The sequence below is a fragment of the Butyricicoccus sp. Marseille-Q5471 genome (assembly GCF_951230135.1).
GTDB lineage: Bacteria > Bacillota > Clostridia > Oscillospirales > Butyricicoccaceae > Agathobaculum.
The window spans coordinates 1-22,389 of record NZ_CATNVC010000012.1; the positions used below are offsets into that span (position 1 = coordinate 1).

The 22,389-nt window shown below is 52.4% G+C and carries 18 protein-coding genes and 1 pseudogene; 7 read left to right on the top strand and 12 right to left on the bottom strand.

What is annotated here, in order from left to right:
• Nucleotides 1–188 precede the first annotated feature (188 nt).
• The 6 genes and pseudogenes from QOX26_RS11465 to QOX26_RS11490 all read right to left on the bottom strand — a co-directional run bounded on the left by QOX26_RS11465 (nucleotide 189) and on the right by QOX26_RS11490 (nucleotide 6,629).
• A pseudogene (locus tag QOX26_RS11465) lies at nucleotides 189–1,036 on the bottom strand (IS3 family transposase).
• 93 nt (nucleotides 1,037–1,129) lie between these two features.
• Nucleotides 1,130–2,188, bottom strand: coding sequence for a sensor domain-containing diguanylate cyclase (locus QOX26_RS11470; RefSeq protein WP_283675118.1), 1,059 nt, complete (start codon nucleotides 2,186–2,188; stop codon nucleotides 1,130–1,132).
• 84 nt (nucleotides 2,189–2,272) lie between these two features.
• Nucleotides 2,273–5,101, bottom strand: a complete 2,829-nt coding sequence (locus QOX26_RS11475; protein WP_283675119.1) for a response regulator — start codon at nucleotides 5,099–5,101, stop codon at nucleotides 2,273–2,275.
• Nucleotides 5,102–5,165: 64 nt separating this feature from the next.
• Nucleotides 5,166–5,507, bottom strand: coding sequence for a hybrid sensor histidine kinase/response regulator (locus QOX26_RS11480; RefSeq protein WP_331488484.1), 342 nt, complete (start codon nucleotides 5,505–5,507; stop codon nucleotides 5,166–5,168).
• A gap of 51 nt (nucleotides 5,508–5,558) precedes the next feature.
• The gene (locus QOX26_RS11485) at nucleotides 5,559–5,681 is read right to left on the bottom strand and encodes a hypothetical protein (RefSeq protein WP_283675120.1); all 123 of its coding nucleotides are present in this window, start codon (nucleotides 5,679–5,681) and stop codon (nucleotides 5,559–5,561) included.
• Nucleotides 5,682–5,810: 129 nt separating this feature from the next.
• The gene (locus tag QOX26_RS11490) at nucleotides 5,811–6,629 is read right to left on the bottom strand and encodes a hypothetical protein (RefSeq protein WP_283675121.1); all 819 of its coding nucleotides are present in this window, start codon (nucleotides 6,627–6,629) and stop codon (nucleotides 5,811–5,813) included.
• Nucleotides 6,630–6,671: 42 nt separating this feature from the next.
• On the opposite strand from QOX26_RS11490, the gene QOX26_RS11495 reads away from it, so the two are divergent.
• Nucleotides 6,672–6,863 (top strand): hypothetical protein, encoded by a 192-nt coding sequence (locus QOX26_RS11495; RefSeq protein ID WP_283675122.1) that lies wholly within the window; start codon nucleotides 6,672–6,674, stop codon nucleotides 6,861–6,863.
• Between the two features lie 73 nt (nucleotides 6,864–6,936).
• Here QOX26_RS11495 and QOX26_RS11500 read toward each other — a convergent pair whose 3' ends face one another.
• From QOX26_RS11500 to QOX26_RS11510, 3 genes are all read right to left on the bottom strand, one after another.
• On the bottom strand, nucleotides 6,937–7,296 hold the full coding sequence (locus QOX26_RS11500) for a hypothetical protein (RefSeq protein ID WP_283675123.1): 360 nt from the start codon (nucleotides 7,294–7,296) through the stop codon (nucleotides 6,937–6,939).
• A 125-nt stretch (nucleotides 7,297–7,421) separates the two neighbouring features.
• On the bottom strand, nucleotides 7,422–7,712 hold the full coding sequence (locus tag QOX26_RS11505) for a hypothetical protein (protein ID WP_283675124.1): 291 nt from the start codon (nucleotides 7,710–7,712) through the stop codon (nucleotides 7,422–7,424).
• 405 nt (nucleotides 7,713–8,117) lie between these two features.
• Nucleotides 8,118–11,510, bottom strand: a complete 3,393-nt coding sequence (locus QOX26_RS11510) for an EAL domain-containing protein (RefSeq protein WP_283675125.1) — start codon at nucleotides 11,508–11,510, stop codon at nucleotides 8,118–8,120.
• A gap of 305 nt (nucleotides 11,511–11,815) precedes the next feature.
• Here QOX26_RS11510 and QOX26_RS11515 point away from each other — a divergent pair, with 305 nt between their 5' ends.
• On the top strand, nucleotides 11,816–12,166 hold the full coding sequence (locus QOX26_RS11515; protein WP_283675126.1) for an Hpt domain-containing protein: 351 nt from the start codon (nucleotides 11,816–11,818) through the stop codon (nucleotides 12,164–12,166).
• A 67-nt stretch (nucleotides 12,167–12,233) separates the two neighbouring features.
• On the opposite strand, the gene QOX26_RS11520 is transcribed toward QOX26_RS11515, so the two are convergent.
• Genes QOX26_RS11520 through QOX26_RS11530 form a run of 3 tightly spaced genes read right to left on the bottom strand, consistent with a single transcriptional unit; the run spans nucleotide 12,234 to nucleotide 13,844 of the window.
• Nucleotides 12,234–12,926: an LrgB family protein gene (locus QOX26_RS11520; protein WP_283675127.1), complete on the bottom strand. Its 693-nt coding sequence runs from the start codon at nucleotides 12,924–12,926 to the stop codon at nucleotides 12,234–12,236.
• Nucleotides 12,919–13,296, bottom strand: a complete 378-nt coding sequence (locus QOX26_RS11525; RefSeq protein ID WP_283675128.1) for a CidA/LrgA family protein — start codon at nucleotides 13,294–13,296, stop codon at nucleotides 12,919–12,921. The genes QOX26_RS11520 and QOX26_RS11525 overlap by 8 nt, the downstream gene beginning before the upstream one ends.
• Nucleotides 13,293–13,844, bottom strand: coding sequence for a DUF4364 family protein (locus tag QOX26_RS11530; protein WP_283675129.1), 552 nt, complete (start codon nucleotides 13,842–13,844; stop codon nucleotides 13,293–13,295). The genes QOX26_RS11525 and QOX26_RS11530 overlap by 4 nt, the downstream gene beginning before the upstream one ends.
• 173 nt (nucleotides 13,845–14,017) lie before the next feature.
• On the opposite strand from QOX26_RS11530, the gene QOX26_RS11535 reads away from it, so the two are divergent.
• The 5 genes from QOX26_RS11535 (at nucleotide 14,018) to recJ (ending at nucleotide 22,389) form a co-directional block, all read left to right on the top strand.
• Complete coding sequence (locus QOX26_RS11535; RefSeq protein ID WP_283675130.1) at nucleotides 14,018–14,617, top strand: GNAT family N-acetyltransferase; 600 nt, start codon at nucleotides 14,018–14,020, stop codon at nucleotides 14,615–14,617.
• Nucleotides 14,618–14,637: 20 nt separating this feature from the next.
• Entirely contained in the window at nucleotides 14,638–15,348 is a 711-nt protein-coding gene (locus tag QOX26_RS11540; RefSeq protein WP_283675131.1) for a JAB domain-containing protein, read from the top strand.
• Nucleotides 15,349–17,295 (top strand): excinuclease ABC subunit UvrB, encoded by a 1,947-nt coding sequence (uvrB, locus tag QOX26_RS11545; protein ID WP_283675132.1) that lies wholly within the window; start codon nucleotides 15,349–15,351, stop codon nucleotides 17,293–17,295.
• A 41-nt stretch (nucleotides 17,296–17,336) separates the two neighbouring features.
• Complete coding sequence (uvrA, locus tag QOX26_RS11550; RefSeq protein WP_283675133.1) at nucleotides 17,337–20,183, top strand: excinuclease ABC subunit UvrA; 2,847 nt, start codon at nucleotides 17,337–17,339, stop codon at nucleotides 20,181–20,183.
• Nucleotides 20,184–20,316: 133 nt separating this feature from the next.
• The gene (gene recJ, locus QOX26_RS11555; RefSeq protein WP_283675134.1) at nucleotides 20,317–22,389 is read left to right on the top strand and encodes a single-stranded-DNA-specific exonuclease RecJ; all 2,073 of its coding nucleotides are present in this window, start codon (nucleotides 20,317–20,319) and stop codon (nucleotides 22,387–22,389) included.

Consider the following 22,389-nt stretch of genomic DNA (forward strand, 5'->3'; position numbering starts at 1 on the left):
GCTGGCTTCATTTTACCAACTCCTCGGAGGTTGTGCAGTCTTGGCGAAAAACTGTGCACTTTATGTGTCGAAAAACTGTGCAGTTCTATTGGCTGAAAAGTGTGTACTTTATCTTACCATTTACAAGGAGGATGTTTGAGTGATAAATTTAGGAAAGTGTGGAATGTCAACACTATTTCGTACAGTTTTTATAAGGTCTGTAGTCGGTACTCCACAGGCGATCTATAATCCAAGGCGCCATGCATGCGCAGGTGGTTAAACCAATGCACATAGTCTGCCAATTCTACTCTTAATTGCTCCAGGCTGTCGAAATTGCGACCTCTGACGAACTCCGTTTTGAACATCTTGAAACTTGCTTCGGCCACTGCATTGTCGTACAGACAGCCCTTCATGCCCAGCGAACGCTTGATGTGAAACACGCCCAGCATTTCGTTAATGATCTGATTTTTAAACTCGCTGCCGCGATCGGTGTGGAACATTTGGATTTTGCTTAAATTGCCCTCGACCGTCGCAAATGCGTCTGCGCGAGATTTGGAGTCCTTGTTTCTCAAGCTCTTTCTTGATTTTGCGACTGCCATAGACATCTCGATTGGCATGAAAAGCAGTGTAAATCTTTGTTTCGAGTGCTGTTTCATCGGGTTGGACGAGACCTCATAATAGTAGCTGCTTCTGCTGATTTTGAGGCACTTACACATTGCTGATATAGAGTATTTGTGCGCGTTTTGCCGTATCACAATTACTTTCGTCCCAATATCAGCGCCGCTGGCTTTAAAATGTCGTTCTCTATCAGCAGTTGCTGATGCTGCTTGCGCAGACGCAGCAGCTCTTGCTGCTCGGGCGTTCGGTTGTCTGCTTCCTTGGTCGAATCGGTTGCGTTGATGCGCTCAATCCATCGGTTCAGTGCGGATGAGGTCAGGTCATACTCTCGGGCAATTTCTACGCGCGGTTTTCCGCTATTGTATAGCTGCACCATTTGTCGTTTGAACTCTTGTGTGAATTCTCGTCTTTCTCGCTTTTTGTCATGTCCATTCTCCATTTCAGTTCTGTCCTTTCATTTTACATGACCTTAGCAAAACTGTTCAACTAAATGTAGCCATTCCGTGCATCAAACCCCTGCGAAACAATGAAATTATGAGGCACATTCGGAATCCTTCATCGACTCCTTGTCCTGACACATGCGGCGGTCTGCAATATCCAGCAGGGCATGAATCGAGCAGTCGGGGTAAGCGTCGGAGCAGGCGTGTCCGAAGGCAAAGCTGACTTGCAGACGCTGGTTTGATGAGTCGCCGCATTCGGTGTGATTTGCGGCTTGAAGCTTTTCGGTGAACACGGAAATCCGCTCCGTTGTTGCATTGGGCATAATTGCAATAAACTCGTCCCCGCCGAGTCTGCCGATGAACGTATCGACAGGGGCACTGTGACGCAAAAGATCGGCGAACTTTGTGATGAGCAAATCACCGGCGGTATGCCCCAGGCTGTCGTTTACTTCCTTCAAATTATTAAGGTCAAACATGAAGCAGCATACGGTATGATGCCGCATGCACAGTCCTTCGTGATGCAGCTGCTCCTCGCAATAACGCTTGTTGGGCAGACCGGTATTGGGGTCGACATAAGCAATCTGCTTGAGCCGGAATCGAGAAATCATTTGGAAAACAAGAATGATAAGATTGGTGGAAGTGCATCCGACAATCATCAGCTCAATCAGGTTCAGGCGCTCCGCAACACCGTCCGAATACTGTTCGGCGGCGCTGACGGTGTGATCCGCCGTAACAAAATAGGCTTCACTGAGCTGATAAAGCCGGCCTGTTGAGGCAGGGTTTGAGCGTGCGGCATAAATGCTGCTTTTGAGCGTAATCCACTCTAATTCCAACTTGTTTAGTGCGTCCTGATAGACTTCATCCTGGAGTTTGATAAGGTTGAGGGATCGATCGCCCGTCTGTAGTCCGTTAATAATCTGATCGAGCTTGTCGATTTCTGCATCTTGGGCATTTCCGCGCAGTTCGTTTTTAATCAGTTGCTGTGTTGCACCCCGAACGATGCCTGCATAATTCACCACGCGTGCCGTGCCCTGTATGGCGTTAACGTTATGAATCATCAGACCCATAAAGACAATAGAAAGCAAAGTGAATAGGATCATGATGAGGATGGTATAAGAGTATTTGTTTTGATTCCGGTGTAATTCTTTCACGATGAATTTCCTTCCGTGCTCCACCGGCAGAGAGATGTTGCCAAAACCATTCCGGTATGTGGCATCCGACTGGCAGGGGGAGCGTTATTTGGGTTGAATATGCTGTGTCAATGTTTCGTACAGCTTTTGCGGTTCGATGGGCTTTGATAGGTGCGCGTTCATACCTGCGGCCAGTGAAGCCGACACATCCTCTGCATAGGCGTTGGCTGTCATGGCGATGATGGGGACGGTTTTGGCATCGGGACGGTCCAGCTGACGAATGAGTGCCGTTGCGGCCAAACCATCCAGCCTTGGCATTTGGATGTCCATCAGGATAGCCTGATAGGCAAACGGCGCGGATGCCGCAAAAAGTTCGACACCCTGCTGGCCGTCCTCCGCCATGGTGACGGAGCAATCCTTCTTTTGCAGCAGGCGGCTGATGATTTCTCTGTTCATTTGATGATCTTCACAAACCAGAATGTGAACGCCCCGCAAAACCGCTTTTGGTGCGGGCAGACCTGCCTCGGCAGACGGAACGGGCAATGCGGCTCGCTCAAATTCGCCGGACAGCGTGAAGGTCGTGCCGCTCTCCGGCTCGCTTTTCACTGTGATGGTGCAGTTCATCAAATCAGCCATTTGCTTCACAATGGCGAGTCCCAGACCCGTACCGGGTGTTGCGGCATCTTGCGAACGGTTCTCTTGTGCAAACGGCTCAAACAGGTGCGTTTGGAACTCGGCGCTCATACCAATGCCATCATCACGGATGGTCGTCGTCAGTGCGATTTTATGAGCATCTAAGGGTGTCGTTTGAATATCCACAGCAATATGACCACCTGCGGGGGTGAATTTCACGGCATTGGCAAGCAGGTTAAAGAAGATTTGATTCACACGCAGCCGATCCAGCATCACCGCAAAGGAGCAATCGGTGTCATAGCTGCAAGTGAAGTTTAAATTCTTCTGCTCGCACAGCGGCTGCACAACGGATGCTAAATAGGACTGAAATTCCACCAGAGAATATGGTTCATAATGCAGTTCAATCTTGCCGCTTTCCACCTTGGACAAGTCCAGCACATCATTGACAAGACCGAGTAAAAAGCTGCTCGTCTGTTCAATTTTATCCAGGCAGTGCATAGTTTCCGGCGGATTATCGTTTTCGCGAGCGAATTGCGTCATATGGATGATGATATTCATCGGCGTGCGGATATCGTGGCTGATTTGGGCTAAAAAGTTTCCGGTTGCATGGTTGGCCTTTTTGAGCAAACGATTTTTTTGAACCAGCAGCAGCGTTAGAAGCAGCAGCAGAATGATGACGCCCAGAATGGTGATGACCTGCGGCCAATGCGCTGCCATAAATTCCTGCAGCGTCTGGGGATGCGATTCAGCGGTCAACGCGGTCAGCAGATATTCGCTCAGCGCGGACTGATCGAGGTCGCGCATACATTTGTTGATAATCGTGATGGCGCGCGCATCTGTGCTAGGTTCATAAACAAGAGAAAACGTGCCGTCCCAATCCAGCGCTTGATAAAGCGCGACTTGCGGGCTTGCGGAAGCGGCAAGATAATAAGCTGCTGTCTCGGAAAGCAAAACCGTAAAGTCCGCCATGCCGCAGTTCACAGCATCCAGGCAGGCCGCCGGGGTGTTTGGATAAATGATTTGAGAATTTGGGAACAGTTCCGATACGACTCCATTTTCCGGCATCAGCTTTGAGGGCACTGCGATGGTGGCATCATCGGGAGAACGGTCGGTGGCTATATTTTTGTAAATTTCAAAATGATCCGTGTAAAAAGCGGAGCTGCGGGTGCCCGCGTGCAAAGCGGATGCTGCGTTCGTTTCCAGCGTGGACGGAGCAATCTGATATTCTCCTTTGCCGGCGGCGGCCTCCAGTTCCCGAAAAGAATCATATAGCTTGATATCAAACTGCAGTGCACCGTCGGTTTGGGCCTCAATCTGGCGCAGCGTCTCGACAAGAATTCCCTTGGGTTCACCTTGATGTTCATAGCAAAACGGCGCGCCGGTCTTGAGCCCTGCAACAATAAAATGGGGCGCGGATTGCAGAAATTCGGTCTCATTCTGCGTGAAGGTCAAGATTCGCTCGTTACTTGCTGCAAAGTATTGCTGATACAACCGGCTTTCAAGGGTGGGATCGGCCACTTTGAGTTCTTCAATCGCTGCATCCAGACGTGTCAAATGGGCTGTGCTCTTATCCGGCGCAACAATGTAAATGGGATCCATGCCGAAGACCGCGACCGCGGCCAGATCGTGCGCCAGAGCAAAGGCATCCGAGGTTAAAATAATATCGCCTTTGCCAGCGGCGAGCTCCTCGACGCGCTTTTGGCCATTGGTATGGATGAAATTGATATGTTTGCTGTCCGCCGTTGCGTCATCCACATATCCCAGACCGTTGGAATAGCAGTAGTTTTTGAATCGATTTTCGAGTTCGTGATCCGTGCTGCTGACTAACGCATTTGTGCCGAGCAGCGTCTGCAAATCATCATTGACAAGGGTGGGATGGTCTTTTTCTGCGGCAACGATATATTTTTTTGCACCGATTGTATGGATCGGATAGTTGAAATATTCCTCGTCATACTCCGGAAGATATACGACGCCTGCAATCAGATCATAGTCCATGGCCTCCATGTGCGCAAGCAGCGCTTCATTGCTTTCGGCAATAATATATTCATAGCGCCAATGCGTGTATTTTGAAATTTGAGCAAGATAGTCCACATAATAGCCGGATACCGTTCCATCCTCGCTGACAGAAACATATCCCGCGCTATTCGGGATGGGAATGAGCACACGCAGGGTGTCAACCGACACGCGGGCGCGTCTGTCCAAGGGAACCGATTCTCTGGCACGGACGGGGGCGGTCATGCCCGTAAGTAGGATTGCCAGCAGGACGAAAGACAACACTGGTTTCCATCCGTGTCGCTTCATAAAAGAGCCTCCTTGTTTCTGTAATGCAGTGCCGGGGACTGGGCGATGTGCGTTTTGCGCCCGGTTAGTGTGCGATCAGGCGGTTGAGCGTTTGGTAGAGTACTTTGGGCTCGATCGGCTTTGGAAGATGTGCATTCATGCCGGCTTGTTGCGTGGCACGTACGTTTTCGTCGATGGAAAGGTCGAGTCCCATTCCCTGCATCTGTGTGACGATTTCATCGAATTCCTGCGCAAATGGCTCAAACATGTGTGCTTGAAATGTTTGGCTCATACCGATTCCGTTGTCGCGTACCAGCATAGTACTGGCAATCCGCCCGTCCGCGTGTAAACGCGCGCGAACGGCAAGCTCAATTATTCCGCCCGCGGGGGTAAACTTGACCGAACTGGTCAGCAGGTTGACCAGAATTTATTCCAGCCGAACCTGATCGGTCAAGATGGAATTCGTACAATCAGGAGTTTAAACGCACAGCTGAATCTGCTTCTGCGTGCACTGCGGTGCGACGAGCATGCAGACATGATTGAGGAGCGGGGTCAAGGCACAGGGCATCAGATACTGTCCGGCGGAATGGATATCCCTCACATATTGTCCGATGGCATGGGGGCGGATAATTCATCCTTTGCTAGTTCGCTCAATCCGATAATTACATTTATGGGAGTACGAAGTTGGGGATTGACATGTTACGGATATTTTGTTCAATATCTTCGGGAATCAGATGTGTCCTGGCGTATCGCACCACATGGCTTTGGTAGTCTGCCGAGCGGAGGGGCGGGAGCGGTCTGCGCTTCCGTTTGCATTCATGGTATAGGTGTTGGTGCGGCAGTCGAGCAGTGCAAGATAGCCATAGTCCATGCGCACGACGGCCGAAATCATTTGCTGCGCTGTTTTTTGCGGGGTAATATCATAGCTGCAGATGAAACAAATGATATCCTCCGTGTCGGGGGAGTCAAACAGCTTGCACTGTGTTTGCACCCAGATAGAAGCGTGCGAAGCGATTTGCCTTGGATATTCTATGATTAACGTAAGATTGCCATCGTGATACTGATGAATCAGCGCTTCGCGGCTGAACGGATGCACAGCCAGCTGAAAGTCGGGAGCGGGCAGCACGCTGCTTTGAAGGCGGGCAAAGAAATCGTCGCAGGAAATGTCTTCTGCGCAGTATACCGCGCAGGGCAGTTTGGTAATGTTGGATTCAATCCGATTCGCCGTCAGATTCAGGCGGCCTTTGGCAATCAGGTTTTCGACGTCCATGGCATTGATCTCGATGATTTGCCGGCGATACAGTTCCTCAATCTGCTTTTGTTTCGTAATATCAGTTGATGTCCCAATTGAGCGAATATTCCATCCGTTTTGATTGAAAATCGGAGTGATGGTGATGCGTTCCCGGCTATATGCTTCTTTTCCGAACATCTGAACCAACACATCACCCTGAATCGGTTTGCTGCCGCGGGGAACAGAGGAAAAAAGCTTGCGATAAACGGAAACGCTGTCCGGATGAACATATTCGCTCGCAATCAGTGCTTCGGGCACGTTCTCTATCGTAGTTGCATACCACTGTGGAGAATGCGCGGTTTGAACCTGATAAAGCTTCTTCTCTCGCACATCGAATTCTCAGGAGTGCATTTTGACGGTCTGCATGGCAAGCTCCAAAATCGCCTGATCCTTTTCCAGCGCCAACTGCGTCTTTCGCTGCAAATCGATATCAAAAAAGCTGCAATAGACGATGATTTGATCATCCGGCGCCCGGACTACCGTGCCGATTAACCGAAACCATACATACTGCCGTTGAGCATGCGGCAGGTGAAATCCACGGTGTCGGCACCCTCTCGGATTTGATTCACCGCCTGATAAATGTCGATTCGCTGGGAATGTGGTTGAGTGTTCCGACTAACTTCTCGTTTTGCTTTTGTAGAGCGGATTGATCGGAAAGCTCAAACAGATAAGTCGGCACACCGTTCCAGTCCGCCTGCTGCCTGCGTATCAACAGATGCTTGCCGCAGCTTGTGATGAGGACGATATCCTCCTGCTGACCGGGGACAACCGATTCGGCTTGCGCACGCAGAAGCTCTGCGTCTGCGTGGCAAAACACCGCATCGATGGACAAGCCGAAAATACTGGTCTCCGTATCGATTTCAGCCAGAGTGCGAATGGCTTTGTTGGCATACAAAATTGTGTCGGCAGGAATGGAAACAACCAATTGCGCAATCAGGGATTGCTCCGTAATGAATTTCTGGTTTTGAGTTCCCAGAGAAGGGGCGGTAAAGATTGCATAGTAAACCGGGAATTATCTTCTTCACGGATTTTGGCAGCAGACAGGCGAAGCTATGCAACGGACTGATCCGCATTGCTTTCACCGGTATAGTAGCAGAAATTCGCGTTAATGGGCTGACCGATGCGTGCTCTATTCAGGAATTCGCGCCGGAAGTGAGCAAGATAAGCGGGAGAAATCAGTTTTTCCAGATCCACTGATGAGTCAAAAACCTGCTGTATCTGCTGCGGCAGACGGCTGCCCAAATCCATGAGGCCCTTGTTAAAATACAGGCAGTGCAGATGCGGCGTACATTTGAAAATCCCGACACCGCCGGGCAGGGCATTTACCAGTTTCTTCAGCATGAAGGTTTTTTCGGTCTCCTCGTTGACGTCAAGGATGTCCCGATGGCCCGCGTGACCGTGTCTCTTTCGTCGTAGCAGCGTAGCCCTAACAGGCGGCTCCAACGGTAAGCGCCGTCTGTCATTTGCAGACGCAGCACGCACTCGGATTTTAACTGAGGATTGTTTCGGGTGGCAAAAAAACCGCTACAGCACGGGAATATCCTCCGGGTGCACCGTATCGAGCGAGCGATGCTGCATGCGGCAGACTGAAATGCGGCAGATAAATCCATAAGACTCCCTTCGCCTGGCTGAATGATGCAGATAAGGCCGTGCCTAAGCAAAACTGCACGGATGATTTCGCAGCGCATGGGTACTTTCGGCATGGCAAAGCAAAGGTTTGCTGTTATCCGCTGCACATTTCTGCCCCTACCGCGGCTGCCACAACTCCTGCAGTTCGGTCACATCGGTATAAAGGGCATAGATGAGAACACTGTCATCTGCCTGCGTGCGGGAGGTCGCCTGAATGCGAAGCCAGCGATATTTTTGCGCCGCGGGCAGCCACAGGCGAAAGACACAGCTGATGTCCCGCGCATGAAAGATCGCTTCGTCCATTTGCTGACGCAGCTTGAGCCAGTCGTCCGGATGAACGCGTCCGGAATTCGGCACATTTGCCTCCGCAAAGACAGTAGTTGCATCCAAATCAAGAATGTCGATAAATTGCTGACTGATGTGTACGGTTTCAAGCTTTGCACCGTCCCAACGGTACAGGCAGAGCGCGCCGGGCACCGTGTTGGTCACTTGCTCAAGCTGTTGTGTCATGCGAGCCTGTTGTGTATTGTCCTGCAGATATTGGATTCTGGCTTCGCGGTTGCCCCAGCGAATGAGCTTGCCCTTGATAATATAGCTCGACTCCATGCCGGGGGTATGGTATTCGTGCTCGCAGTAATTACGCGTCAGCTTGCCGATATGGATACAGTGACTGCACGGCTGATTCAAATTCCAAATTGCCTGATAACAGGGCATGCCGAGGCATACCTCTTTTTCCTTGTGGGCAAATAAACAGGCGGCACGGTTGACATAGAGCAACTCATAGGTCTTCACATCACAGATGTATACGGCATCACTGGACTCGTCCAGAATCCAGTCCATGTTTCGATACAGGATTGGTTCCGGCAGCTTAGAGCTTTTGCCGTAGATTTGATACTGGTTTTTGCCCAATCGTTTTGCGATGAGAAGGGCAATGTCTGCATGGTGGTACAGCTCTAAAAAGGAGGTGCCGTACTCCGGCGCAAGACAGATACCGATGGAGCAGCTCAGCGTCAGTTGCTCGGCTTGAAAGGAAAGCTTGGATAAAATTGCATGCATGCGAAAGGAAACCTGATCGGTGTTCAGCGGTTCCGGTACAAACGCCGCAAACTCATCACCGCCCATGCGACAAATTAAATCTTCGGAACGGAAGCAGTCCTTCAGAATTGACGCGACGCGGCGCAGCACGCTGTCCCCGCATTGATGACCAAATTTGTCATTGACTGATTTAAAATCATCCACGTCCAGCATCAGGAACATGCCGTAGTGCTTTCCCGGCGGGCTGAAGTAATGCGTAAGCCGGCTCTCCATTTCGGAGCGATTATACAACTGGGTCAATGGGTCGAGCGTCGCGCGTTGTTCCAGTGTGTTGAGTCTATAAACCATCCGCTTTTCGCGGTCGAGCAGCTGAATGGCATTGTGTGCTGTCACATTCTGAACCCGATGCAGCGCAATATCCATATCGTAGGGAAGTGCAATATAGTCATTTGCGCCCAGGGTAAACGCCGCTTTTTCGCCGCATGTGCCGGTCGCAATCAACGGAATATCACTGTAGAGTACGTTGGCGCGCAGCTTCTCCAACAGTTCCGTTTCTCCTCCACCTTCGCTTGGGATACGCAGCAGGATAATTGCAATTTCATCGAAGTTTTCCTGCAGGCAGCGGTAGGCAGTCTGTTCATCCATAAATTCGATGACGGTGTAGAGCGTATGGAAATATCCTGCAAGGATATGACGGTTTTCGGAATTGGAATCTACTATCAGCATCAGTTTTTCTTTGCCCTGCGTCCTCTCGGTCAGCGGCGCATCATCGGGACCTGTTTGCAGCAGCTGCAGCGGAGCGGCCAATGAGGCGGTCACGAAAAGCGCGGTAAACTCCTTCGACGGCATGGGTTTTGCGTAATAGTAACCCTGCACATAGGTGCAATCCAAGTTGCGCAGCAGATTGATTTGCTCCTGCGTTTCTACGCCCTCCGCCACCACCAGGAGATTCATCCACTTGGCAAGACTGATAACAAAGCTCAGAATGTTGCGGCGGCTGTTTTTGTCGCTTTCCCGCTGAATCAAGGTCATATCCAGCTTGAGAATGTCAATCGGCAGTTCGGACAACATGTTGAGGGAAGAATAGCCGCTTCCGAAGTCATCCATTTCAATCGAGAAACCCTGCCGCTTCAGTTGTTCCACAACCGCAATCAGCTGCTCTGGATTTTCGGTATACGCTGTCTCTGTGATTTCCAGATGCAGGTGGTAAGGCTTGAGTCCGTGCTGCGTGACCATATGCGTTAAAAGCTCCGGAAGATTTGCCTGATAAATATCCCGCCGCGATACGTTGACGGAAATGGGTACATATTTGTTGAAGTCACGTATCCAGCCAGCAATCAGCGCGCAGGTCTGATTCCAAACATACTGATCCAGTTCGGTGATAAATCCGTTTTGCTCAAAAAGTGGAATGAATTCACTTGGACTGATAAAGCCGAGCGTGGGGTGAATCCAGCGAACCAGTGCTTCCGCGCCTGCAATCAGTTCGCTTTCAAGGTCATATTTGGGTTGCAGATAGACTTCAAACTGCCCTTGCATCAGCGCGGCTTTCATATCATCTACAAGCTGTTGCTCCCGCAGCAGTTTTTGGCGAATCGTATCATCGTAATAAGAGCACAGGCTGTTATAATGGCCCTTCCCGCTCTCTGCAGCCAAGATGGCGCGGTCGCACATGAGTGATATGGGTGTTTCGGAGTCATCAACCGGATAAACGCCGAATTTGAGCGAGATTTTCTTATCGAGCGGATAGGCAGCCAATGCCTGTTCTGCATCTGAAACCAAGGCGTGCAGGCTACCGTCGTCAATCGTCTTTGGCACCAAGGCGACGAAGTGATCCGCATTGTGGCGTGCACAGATGCCTCCGCAGCTTTGTGTGTGCGCATCCAGGTATTGGCCGACAACCTGAAGCAGCTGATCGCCGGCCGCACTGCCAAAGCTGTCATTAATTAGCTTGAAGCGTTCGATATCTGTTGCAATGAGCAGATAAGAACGATCGGAATGCTGTCCCATCAGATCGGCTGCATGGCGGCAGAAGGCATTTTTGTTGTAGAGTCCGGTCAGTGAATCGCGTTCAATCCGGTCGATGCAGACATTAGACTCATACAGTTCAATCAGATTGTTTAGCCGTCTGAGCAGTACCGTGGCATTGTACGGTTTTGTAATGAAATCACGCGCGCCCAGAAGAAGTGCACTGGCCTCACAGTCCTCTTTATCTGCCTGAGAAACGACGATGACCGGAATTGCGGCCAGTTCGGGTTCCTTTGCCAACTCGCGCAGCACGCCGTAGCCATCCAAAACAGGCATGACCAAATCCAGCAGGATGGCGGAAATAGACCCGCCCTGTGTACGCAGGAGGTTGAGCGCCTCGGCGCCGTTTTCTGCCTCTACGATGCTGTAGCTTGCTGACAAAATCTTGCGCAATATTTTTCGATTGATTTCTTGGTCATCTATGATTAAAATCTTCTTTTTAATCATCATTACAGTTCACCTCGGATTGTTAAAGGCGCGGCCGACGAGATACGCCGTATGTTTTGCAAGACATATACATAGGAATATTTTACTGCAAAATACGGGAATTTACAACAATTTATCGTTTTAGTTGACAAAACGCTTCTTTTCGGGATCAATAGCACGGAAAGCGACTTTGATGAAAACGAGAGGGTTGAATCCCGCCTGATTTTCAAGTAAACTATAATAAATGACAAATGACTCAAAATGACAAAAAAGGCCTTGCCAAACTACAAGGCGGCCTATCGTAATGCACATAGGGGAGGCCTGCATCAATGGAAAAGTTGAGTGAGGAGCTAAGAGAATACGGCGCGGATATAGAAGACGCTATGGCACGCTTCTTAAACGATGAAACACTCTATGCAGAGTGCATCCGCTTGCTGTTGGAGGACAGTGCGTTTCCTAAGCTGGAAACAGCGATGGAGCGCAAGCTGTATGAAGAGGCGTTCAATCAGGCGCATACGCTGAAGGGCGTTTTGGGAAACCTGGGACTCACCCCGTTGTATCAATCTGCTTGTAGTCTGGTGGACGCGCTGCGCGCGCAGGCGTACCCCCTGGCGCAGGAGCGATATCAGGCCTTTCAAGCGGAAAACAGCAGAATGCGCAGTGCGATTGCGGCTGAATGAGGCGAGAAATTGAGGTAGAATGAGACAAAGGCAAACCCGGCATGCATTGCATGCCGGGTTTTTGATATTATGCGAAGAAAACTGCGCCAATCGAGACAAACACTGCGGTAAGCAGGCCGGCGATGCCAATCGCAAGGCCGCTCATCGCACCCTCTGTTTCGCCGAGCTCGATGGCGCGGGAGGTGCCGACTGCATGTGCAGCCGTGCCGATGGAAAGGCCCATTTGCACAGGGTTGCGCACACCGATACATTTGAGAAAGGTCGGGAGCACAATCGCACCGATGATGCCGGTGATAACGATTGCAATTGCGGTGACGGGAGCCAGCCCGCCGAGCATTTCGCTGAGCGCAACGCCGATGGGAGTCGTAACAGATTTGGGGACGAGCGAGCGGGTGGTCACGTCCGACAGGCCGAACAGCCTTGAAAAACCGAGCACGCTTAGAATTGAGACCAGAGAACCAATCGAAGCGCCGGCCAAAATCGGAATCAGATTGTGCCGGAGCACGTCAAGCTTACGGTAAATCGGCACGGCCAGTGCGACGGTTGCGGGGGTCAGGAAAAAGGAAATCAGCGCACCTGCCTGATTGTAGGTATCGAGCGAGGTATGGGAAAAAACCATCACTGCGCCAACCAGAATCGCCGCAATCAGCAGGGGATTGAGTACGGGGGAATTCATCCTGCGCTGGATCCGCTGCCCGAGCACGTAAGCGCCGATGGAGAGCGCCATCCAGAAGGCAGCATTGGAGAAGAGGTCAGTCATGGTCGAACGCCTCCTCGCTTTGACGATGCTGGAACTTCAGCACAATATGAACGGTCAGTGCGGTCGCCGCAGCCGTGCAAAGCGTGGTCAGCACGCAAACGGCAAGAATGGCGAGCACCTCGCTCTTGATGTCTGCAAAGATGTCGAGCACACCAAGACAGGCGGGCAGGAACAGGAACGCCATGTTTTGCAGCAGAAAATCAGCCGTATCGGCTACATGGGTCGTTTTGATTACACCCGAGATTAGGCAGGCAAGAAGCAAAATCATGCCCAGAACATTGCCCGGCAGCCGCCGCTGCAGTAGAATGGAGAGCGCTTCGCCCGCGACACAGCATGCGAGCAGCACGCCCAGTTGCTTGAGGTATTTCAATTGGATTCTTCCTTTTCAGCTTCGTAGTTTGCTGTCAGCGCGGAGAGCAGGATTTGATAAATCTTCTCTGCGTTGGCCTTAAAGGTGCGTTCAAGCATGGAAGCCTGCGAGCGGTTGACAACATTCATTTCGATTGCAAACACCTGATCCATATCCATGCGGACGAGAAGGTCGTTCTGAGCATGCTCAGCAACGCTTGTCCGAATTGCAGCATCGCGGCGAATCTGCCGAACCACGCGGATGGCCGAACGCTGCGCGGCATCGCGCACAGGGTAGGGGATTTGCTTTTCAAACAAATGAACCGTTTCGCGGCCCTTTTCAGTAATGCGGTATACCGGCTCACCGTCCGCATTTTCTGTCTCAATGTGTCCGGTCGGAACCATCTCATAGAATGCTTCGCTCAGTTCAAAGTAGCCGAATCCGTCATCGCACCAGGTAGTCAAATCGACTATAGTAGAAAAGTCTACCGGAAAAGGCAGCTGATCCATCGCAAACAGCACAAGAAACTTAATGTCTTCCTTTGAGTGGATAAAGCCGTAGCGCACCATATCTTCGCCCCCTTTTTTCAAGTTTATTTTACTCAGTATACCGCAAAGTTGCACAAATTACAAGTCGAACACATGTACGATTTTTGTCTTGGAAAAGGCGGATTGTCTATTGAAGATTCCTAAAGTGCGCGGTATAATAAGTTGTTGGATTTTATCGAAAAAGAGGAAAAGAAATGCCTGAAATCATGCTGCGTGCAGCCACAGAGGCCGATGCGCCCGCCATGCTTGCACTGTATGCGCCTTACGTGACTGAAACGACCGTTTCATCGGAATACGAAGCGCCGTCTCTGGAGGAATTCTCCGGACGCATCCGCACATTCGGAAAAACGCTGCCATGGTTCATCTGCCTGATTGACGGCGAGGTTGCGGGCTATGGCTATGCTGCTCCTCACCGCACGCGCGCGGCCTATCAGTGGTCGGTCGAGACTTCAATCTACGTTGCGCAGGACTGGCACCGTCACGGGGTCGCAAGCGCACTGTATGCAGCGTTGTTTGAAGTGCTTGCAATGCAGGGATACTATAATATCTTTGTCGGTATCACATCTCCGAATGAGCGTTCGATGAAGTTTCACGGTGCGATGGGATTTCGCATTTCGGGTTCCTATCAGGATAGTATGTACAAATTCGGCCAATGGCGCGATGTGCTCTGGATGGCAAAGTCACTGCGTGCGCATGATGGCGAGCCGCAGCCGACCGTGCCGTTTCCGGAAATCAAGGACAGTCCGCTGGTAGAACGTGCGCTGCGGCAAGCCAAGCAGCGTATTCATTTATAATAAAAGGAGGGGCAGCAGCCGTGGCAGAACAGCCGATTCACGCCGATCACCGCAAACGAATGCTCAAAAAGTTTCAGGAGAACGGTCTCGGTGCGTTCAGCGACCATGAGGTGCTCGAGATGCTGCTCTATTTTGCAATTCCGCGGATTGACACCAACGAGATTGCGCATGGACTGAAAAACCATTTTGGCTCGCTGCATGCCGTGTTGGAAGCGTCGGCATCCGAATTGATGCAGGTCAAGGGTATCGGAGAGCGCAGCGCGGTACTCATCCAGTTTACCTTCGCGCTGTTCCGGCGCTATCAGCTGGATGCGGCGCGCGATCAGCAGCAGACCCTGCGGCTGACTAGTTATGACAGCATCGGCGAATACTTTATTCCGTGCTTTGCCGGGGCGACGACAGAACGGCTGATTGCGGCCTATCTTGATAACAAGGGTCGTGTGCTGCGATGCGAGACACTGGGGGAGGGAGCACCCGGTCAGGTGCGGTTGGACACCCGGCGCCTGCTTGCCAACGCGCTGACCTGCAGCGCCGCGGGAGTTGCACTGGCACACAATCATCCGCGCGGGGATACCGTGCCTTCTCGGGAGGATATTGCGCTGACCGACCGGGTGGACGCGATGCTTGCCAACATCGGTCTGCGGCTGATTGATCATGTGATTGTCGCGGAGGATAAATTCAGTTCTATCAACAAGCTGCGCAATCCGTTTGGCAGAAAGGGGATGCTTTAATTGCCCGACTTTCAGATCGTGAGCGATTATCAGATGGCGGGCGACCAGCCGGAAGCGGTCGCAAAGCTTAGTATGGGCATCGAAAACGGACTGACTGAGCAGACGCTGCTCGGCGTAACCGGCTCGGGCAAGACCTTCACCATGGCGAATATTATTGCGCAAACCCAGCGGCCGACGCTGGTGCTGGCGCACAATAAAACACTGGCAGCGCAGCTTTGCACCGAGCTGCGGGAGTTTTTCCCGAACAATGCGGTCGAGTATTTTGTAAGCTATTATGACTATTATCAGCCGGAAGCCTACATTGCATCGACCGATACCTATATTGAAAAGGATTCAGCAATTAATGACGAAATCGACCGACTGCGCCACTCGGCAACCTCGGCGCTGTCCGAACGGCGGGATGTTATCATCGTTTCGTCGGTTTCCTGCATCTATTCGCTCGGCGACCCGATTGACTACAAAAGCCTGGTTATTTCGCTGCGCCCGGGCATGGAGCTTGAACGCGATCAGCTGATTCACCGACTGATCGACATCCAGTATGAGCGAAACGACATCGCGTTTGAGCGTAACCGCTTTCGGGTGCGCGGGGACACGGTTGAGATCTGGCCGGTTTATTCGGATGAGGACGTGGTGCGGGTCGAGTTTTTCGGAGATGAGATTGACCGCATCAGCCGCATTAATCCGCTGACCGGCGCAGTGGTGTCCGAACTGGGGCACACGGCGATTTTCCCGGCGAGCCACTATGTCACGCCGAAGGATAAGCTGCAGGTCGCGATTGAGTCGCTCGAGCGGGAATTGGATGCGCGAGTGAAATATTTTGAGGAAAACGGCAAGCTGGTGGAAGCGCAGCGCATTGCGCAGCGTACGCGATATGACATTGAAATGCTGCAGGAAATCGGTTTTTGCAGCGGAATTGAGAACTATTCGCGCGTGCTGTCCGGCCGCGAGCCGGGAAGTGCGCCCTACACGCTGATTGACTATTTTCCGAAGGACTTTTTGCTGATTGTAGATGAGAGCCACGTGACACTGCCGCAGGTACGCGCCATGTTCCACGGCGACCGCGCACGCAAGGAGAGTTTGGTGGAAAACGGCTTTCGTTTGCCTTCGGCCTATGACAACCGCCCGCTGAATTTTGAGGAGTTTAACGGCCGTCTCAACCAAATCCTGTACGTGTCAGCGACCCCGAGTGCATACGAACTTTCACGTTCGGGACAGGTGGTCGAACAGGTGATTCGCCCGACTGGACTGCTCGACCCGATTGTGGAGGTGCGTCCGGTTGAGGGACAAATCGACGACCTGATTGGAGAAATCAACGCGCGCACGCCGAAGGGGGAGCGCGTACTGGTCACGACGCTGACCAAGAAAATGGCGGAGGATTTGACCGCTTATCTGGAAACCGCGGGTATTCGGGTGCGTTATATGCACCATGACGTTAAGACCATTGAACGTATGGAACTGGTGCGCGACCTGCGTTTGGGTGTGTATGATGTGCTGGTCGGTATTAACCTGCTGCGAGAGGGACTCGACCTGCCAGAAGTATCGCTCGTCGCCATTTTGGATGCGGACAAGGAGGGCTTTTTGCGCTCTGAAACCGCGCTCGTTCAGACCATTGGACGCGCTGCGAGAAACGAGAAGGGGCTTGTAATTTTGTATGCGGATTCCATCACGCCGTCGATGAGGCGCGCGATGGACGAAACCGAACGCCGCCGCGCCATTCAGGATGCGTTTAATCAGGAGCATGGCATCATCCCGCGCTCAGTGCAGAAAAAGGTCAGCGAAGTTTTGGAAATCTCGTCGGTGCCGAGCAGCAACAAACGTCGCAGTAAGGCTGAGAAGAAGGACGAAATTGCGCGTCTGACCCGTCAGATGAAGGAAACCGCCAAAATGCTTGAGTTTGAAATTGCCGCGCAGCTGCGCGATCAAATCAAGGCACTGGAAGACAACTAAGAGCCGCGGCTCTTGAGATAGAGTATGAAAGAAAGGAACTTATGCACGAATTTATTCATGTCAAGGGTGCCAGAGAGCACAACTTGAAAAATATTGATATCAAGCTCCCGCGTGACAAGCTGGTCGTGCTGACCGGATTGTCCGGCTCGGGCAAATCGTCGCTCGCGTTTGATACGATTTACGCCGAAGGCCAGCGCCGTTATGTCGAGTCGCTGTCCTCCTATGCCCGGCAGTTTCTGGGGCAGATGGAAAAGCCGGATGTAGACTATATCGACGGACTTTCCCCCGCCATTTCCATCGACCAGAAAACGACCTCCAAGAACCCGCGTTCCACGGTCGGTACGGTCACGGAGATTTATGATTATCTGCGCCTTTTGTGGGCGCGCATCGGTACGCCGCACTGCCCGAAATGCGGCAAGAAAATTCATCAGCAGACCATTGACCAAATCATAGACCGACTGATGGAATTGCCGGAAAAAACGCGTATACAGATTCTTGCCCCTGTCATTCGAGGGAAAAAGGGTGAGCACGTTAAAGTGCTGGAGGACGCGCGTAAGGCGGGTTATGTTCGTGTGCGGGTTGACGGTGAAACCTATGAGCTGGCTGAGGAAATCAAGCTGCAAAAGACGCTCAAACACAACATCGAAATTGTGGTTGACCGCATTTCTGTCAAGGCCGACGTGCGCGGCCGTCTGACTGATTCGGTGGAAACGACATCCGCGCTTTCGGGCGGATTGGTCATTGCCGATGTGATTGGCGGCGAGCCGATGCTCTTTTCACAGAACTATGCGTGCGACGACTGCGGCATTTCGATTGAAGAGCTTACGCCACGCATGTTTTCGTTCAACAATCCCTACGGTGCGTGCCCGACCTGCACCGGACTGGGCATCCAGATGAAGGTCGATCCCGACCGCGTGCTGCCCAACCGCAAGCTGTCAATCAAGGACGGCGCAATCCGGGCATCCGGCTGGTCGAGCGCCGAGCCGGGTACAATTGCTTATATGTACTACACGGCACTTGGCAAGCGCCACAAGTTCACACTGGATACGCCGATCGAAAAAATGAGCGAAAAAGCGGTGCAGGAGCTGCTGTACGGTACGGGCAAGGAATCGCTTGAGCTGTCGGTCAGCCGCGTGTCCGGCGGCGTGATGAAGCAGCCGTTTGAAGGATTGATTCGCAATTTGGAGCGGCGCTACAAGGAAACGACCAGCGACTATGTGCGTACTGAAATCGAGGACTGCATGAGCGAGGTTCCGTGTCCGGACTGCCACGGCCGCCGCCTCAAGCCGGAAGTGCTCGCGGTGACCATCGGCGGACTGAATATCGCGGAGTTCGCGGAAAAATCGGTCGTCAAGGCGGTCGAGTTTATGCATACCTTGCAGTTGACTGAAATGCAGCATAAAATTGGTGACCGCGTGATTAAGGAAATTCTGGATCGTCTTGGATTTTTGCAGTCGGTTGGTTTGGAATATCTGACGCTCAGCCGCTCCTCCGGCACGCTGTCGGGCGGCGAGAGTCAGCGCATCCGACTTGCAACGCAAATCGGCTCGTCTCTGATGGGCGTGCTGTATATTTTGGACGAGCCGTCCATCGGACTGCATCAGCGCGATAATGATAAGCTACTCGCAACGCTCAAGCGCCTGCGCGATTTGGGCAACACACTGATTGTTGTGGAGCACGATGAGGATACGATGTATGCAGCCGACTACATTGTGGATATCGGTCCGGGTGCAGGGCGCAATGGCGGCGAGGTCGTGTTTGAAGGCACGATAGATCAGCTGCTGCGTGATGAGCGTTCGATTACCGGTGCGTATCTCAGCGGTCGAAAGGCCATTCCGGTGCCCGAAGTGCGCCGCAAGGGAAATGGAAAAGCGCTGACGGTCAAGGGCTGTGCGGTAAACAACCTCAAGCATACCGATTTTACCATTCCGCTTGGCACACTGACCTGCGTGACCGGTGTTTCGGGTTCGGGTAAATCCTCATTTGTCAACGAAATTCTCTATAAGAAACTGGCGGCTGAACTCAATGGTGCAAAGACGCGCGCGGGTGCGCATGTATCTATGGAGGGCGTCGACCAGCTTGACAAGGTCATCAATATCAACCAGTCTCCGATTGGCCGCACGCCGCGTTCCAACCCTGCAACGTATACCGGCGTGTTTAACGACATCCGCGATTTGTTTGCGCAGACAACGGACGCCAAGGCACGCGGCTATGGGCCGGGACGTTTTTCCTTTAACGTCAAGGGTGGTCGCTGTGAGGCTTGTGCGGGCGACGGCCTGCTTAAAATCGAGATGCACTTTCTGCCAGATATTTACGTGCCCTGTGACATCTGCAAGGGACGACGCTACAACAAGGAAACATTAGAAGTGCGCTATAAGGGCAAAAATATTTACGAAGTGCTCGATATGACGGTCGATGAGGCCTGTGAGTTCTTCGCAAACGTCCCCAAAATCGCGCGCCGCATCGAAACCATGCGCGAGGTCGGGTTGGGTTATGTCAAGCTGGGGCAGTCGTCCACCACGCTGTCGGGCGGCGAAGCGCAGCGCGCTAAGCTCGCGACTGAGCTGTCCAAGCGCCCGACCGGTAAAACCATTTATATCCTCGATGAGCCGACAACAGGCCTGCACGTGGCCGATGTGCACCGCTTGGTAAGCGTTTTGCAGCAGTTGGTCGACGCGGGCAACACCGTGGTCGTAATCGAGCATAATTTGGACGTCATCAAGACGGCAGATCATATCCTCGACCTCGGGCCCGAGGGCGGCGACGGCGGCGGACGTCTGGTTATTTCCGGCACGCCGGAACAGGTAGCCGCATGCGAAGGTTCCTATACCGGACAGTATTTGAAGGGTGTGCTTGCAAAGAGGCCGCCTGTAAATTTGGTAGAATAATCAACATTTTTTGGTAGAAAGCGGGCGTTCCTGTGCGGGATGCCTGCTTTCTCCAATTTGCATAAAAGTTGTTGTGGATTTGGGCAAGTTTTGGTATAATAGTTGTAATTGAAAATAAAATGAGGAAGCATACATGAAAACAAAACGATGGGTGATCGCCGCGCCTGACGAAGCGCACGTGCGATTGCTGGCTCAAGACTGCGGCTTTGCACCGCTGACGGCAGCCGTGCTTGCCGCCCGCGGAATCGAAACGCGTGAGCAGGCCGAAGCATATTTAAGCTGCGATCCGGCTGGGCTGCATGACCCCATGCTGCTGGCCGATATGGATAAGGCGGTTGATGCGATTCGAAGCGCGATTGCGCGGAAAGAACGCATCGTCGTCTATGGCGATTACGATGTGGACGGTGTCACTGCGACCTGCACCTTGGTACATTATCTGCGCTCGATCGGGGCGGACTGCGCATACTATATCCCAAACCGGCTGAGCGAAGGCTACGGACTGTCAAACGCCGCAATGCAGCAACTTTATAACGAAGGGACACGCCTGCTTGTTACAGTGGATTCCGGCATCACGGCGGACGACGAAATCGCAGCCGCCCATGCGCTTGGGATGACCGTGGTTGTGACCGACCACCACGAATGCCATGAAATTCTGCCTGCGGCTGACGCGGTGGTGGATTACAAGCGGCGGGACTGCCGGTATCCGTTCCGTCATCTCGCCGGGGTGGGCGTGGCATTTAAACTGATATGCGCCCTTTCTGGCGATGCGGCTGCAGTGCTCGACCACTATGCCGACTTGGTTGCACTTGGCACGGTGGCTGATGTCATGCCGATTATCGGTGAAAACCGCATCATTGTCGCGGAAGGACTGCGCCGCATGGCGGATACGAAAAACCTCGGTCTGGAAATGCTGCTGCGCGAAGCGGGGATGAAGGGGAAACGGCTCACCAGCTCTACTATCAGCTTTGTGCTCGCACCGCGCATCAACGCCGCAGGACGCATGGGACAGGCGGAGCTTGCCGCCGAGCTGTTTCTGACGAGCGACCCTGTCCGCGCACAGGAGCTTGCATCGCTTCTTTGCGAACAGAACAAACAGCGGCAAAATGAAGAAAACCAGATTTTGGAGCAGGCACTTGTCCGACTGCGTACCGAGTACAACCCACTAGAGGATAAAATCATTGTCTTGGCGGGCGAGGGCTGGCATCATGGCGTCATCGGCATTGTTTGCTCGCGCCTGTGCGACCGATACGGCTGCCCGGTCGTGCTCATCGCGCTGGATGATGGAATCGGCAAGGGCTCGGGTCGTTCGGTAAAGGGCTTTAACCTGTTTGAGGCGCTTTCTTCCTGTGAGGATTTGCTCGACAAATATGGTGGACACGAGCTTGCCGCAGGATTAACGATTGATGAAACGAACGTATCCGATTTGCGTGAGCGTCTGCGCACCTTTGCAGATGAGCATGTGACGATGTCTGATTTGGTGCCGCAGCTGCATATTGTCTGCCCGATTCAGCCGGAGTGGATAAACGAGCAGAATATCATGGGACTGTCAGTGCTCGAGCCGTTCGGTATGCAGAACAGCCAACCGATTTTTTGCATGAATGATATGGTGGTTGAAGAGATTACGCCGATTTCAAGCGACCGTCATGTTCGGCTGACATTATCGAAGGACGGTGCGCGGTTTCAGGCGATGTTGTTTGGAACCGGTATGGGCGGACTCGGTTTTGTGCAGGGCAATATGGTCGATATTGCGTTTTATCTGGAAATCAATGAATTTCGCGGCCGCCGCACGGTGCAGCTGACCCTCAAGGATGTGCGCCTGAGCGAGTGCGAAAATATGGCCGATCAGAAGCTGCTGAATTTATATAACACCTATATGGCGGATGGCCCGCTGACCGCAAGGGAAGCGCGTGTGCTGCTGCCTGAACGCGCCGATTTGGTCGCGGTCTGGCGGCATGTTATCTGCCGCGCGGAGGCGGGGCGGCTGTCTGTGCCCTCAAATGCGCTTTCCAGACGCATCGCGTGGGAGAGCCGACGTGATATTAACATCGGACGGCTATTTGTCTGTCTCGACGTATTTTCCGAGTCTAGCCTGATCAGCTACCATTTTAGAGAGGGCATGCTCAATATTATTCTCAAGCCTTACGAGGGTAAGGCTGACATATCCAAATCGGTTGTGCTGGCTACGCTGCAGAGCATGGCGGGGTGA

Bases quoted from the DNA above. Each gene is read 5' to 3' on its own strand.
- QOX26_RS11475 (WP_283675119.1), bottom strand. From the start codon at position 5,101: ATGAAGCGACACGGATGGAAACCAGTGTTGTCTTTCGTCCTGCTGGCA.
- QOX26_RS11505 (WP_283675124.1), bottom strand. From the start codon at position 7,712: ATGCTGAAGAAACTGGTAAATGCCCTGCCCGGCGGTGTCGGGATTTTC.
- QOX26_RS11510 (WP_283675125.1), bottom strand. From the start codon at position 11,510: ATGATGATTAAAAAGAAGATTTTAATCATAGATGACCAAGAAATCAAT.
- QOX26_RS11515 (WP_283675126.1), top strand. From the start codon at position 11,816: ATGGAAAAGTTGAGTGAGGAGCTAAGAGAATACGGCGCGGATATAGAA.
- QOX26_RS11520 (WP_283675127.1), bottom strand. From the start codon at position 12,926: ATGACTGACCTCTTCTCCAATGCTGCCTTCTGGATGGCGCTCTCCATC.
- QOX26_RS11530 (WP_283675129.1), bottom strand. From the start codon at position 13,844: ATGGTGCGCTACGGCTTTATCCACTCAAAGGAAGACATTAAGTTTCTT.
- QOX26_RS11535 (WP_283675130.1), top strand. From the start codon at position 14,018: ATGCCTGAAATCATGCTGCGTGCAGCCACAGAGGCCGATGCGCCCGCC.
- uvrA (WP_283675133.1), top strand. From the start codon at position 17,337: ATGCACGAATTTATTCATGTCAAGGGTGCCAGAGAGCACAACTTGAAA.
- recJ (WP_283675134.1), top strand. From the start codon at position 20,317: ATGAAAACAAAACGATGGGTGATCGCCGCGCCTGACGAAGCGCACGTG.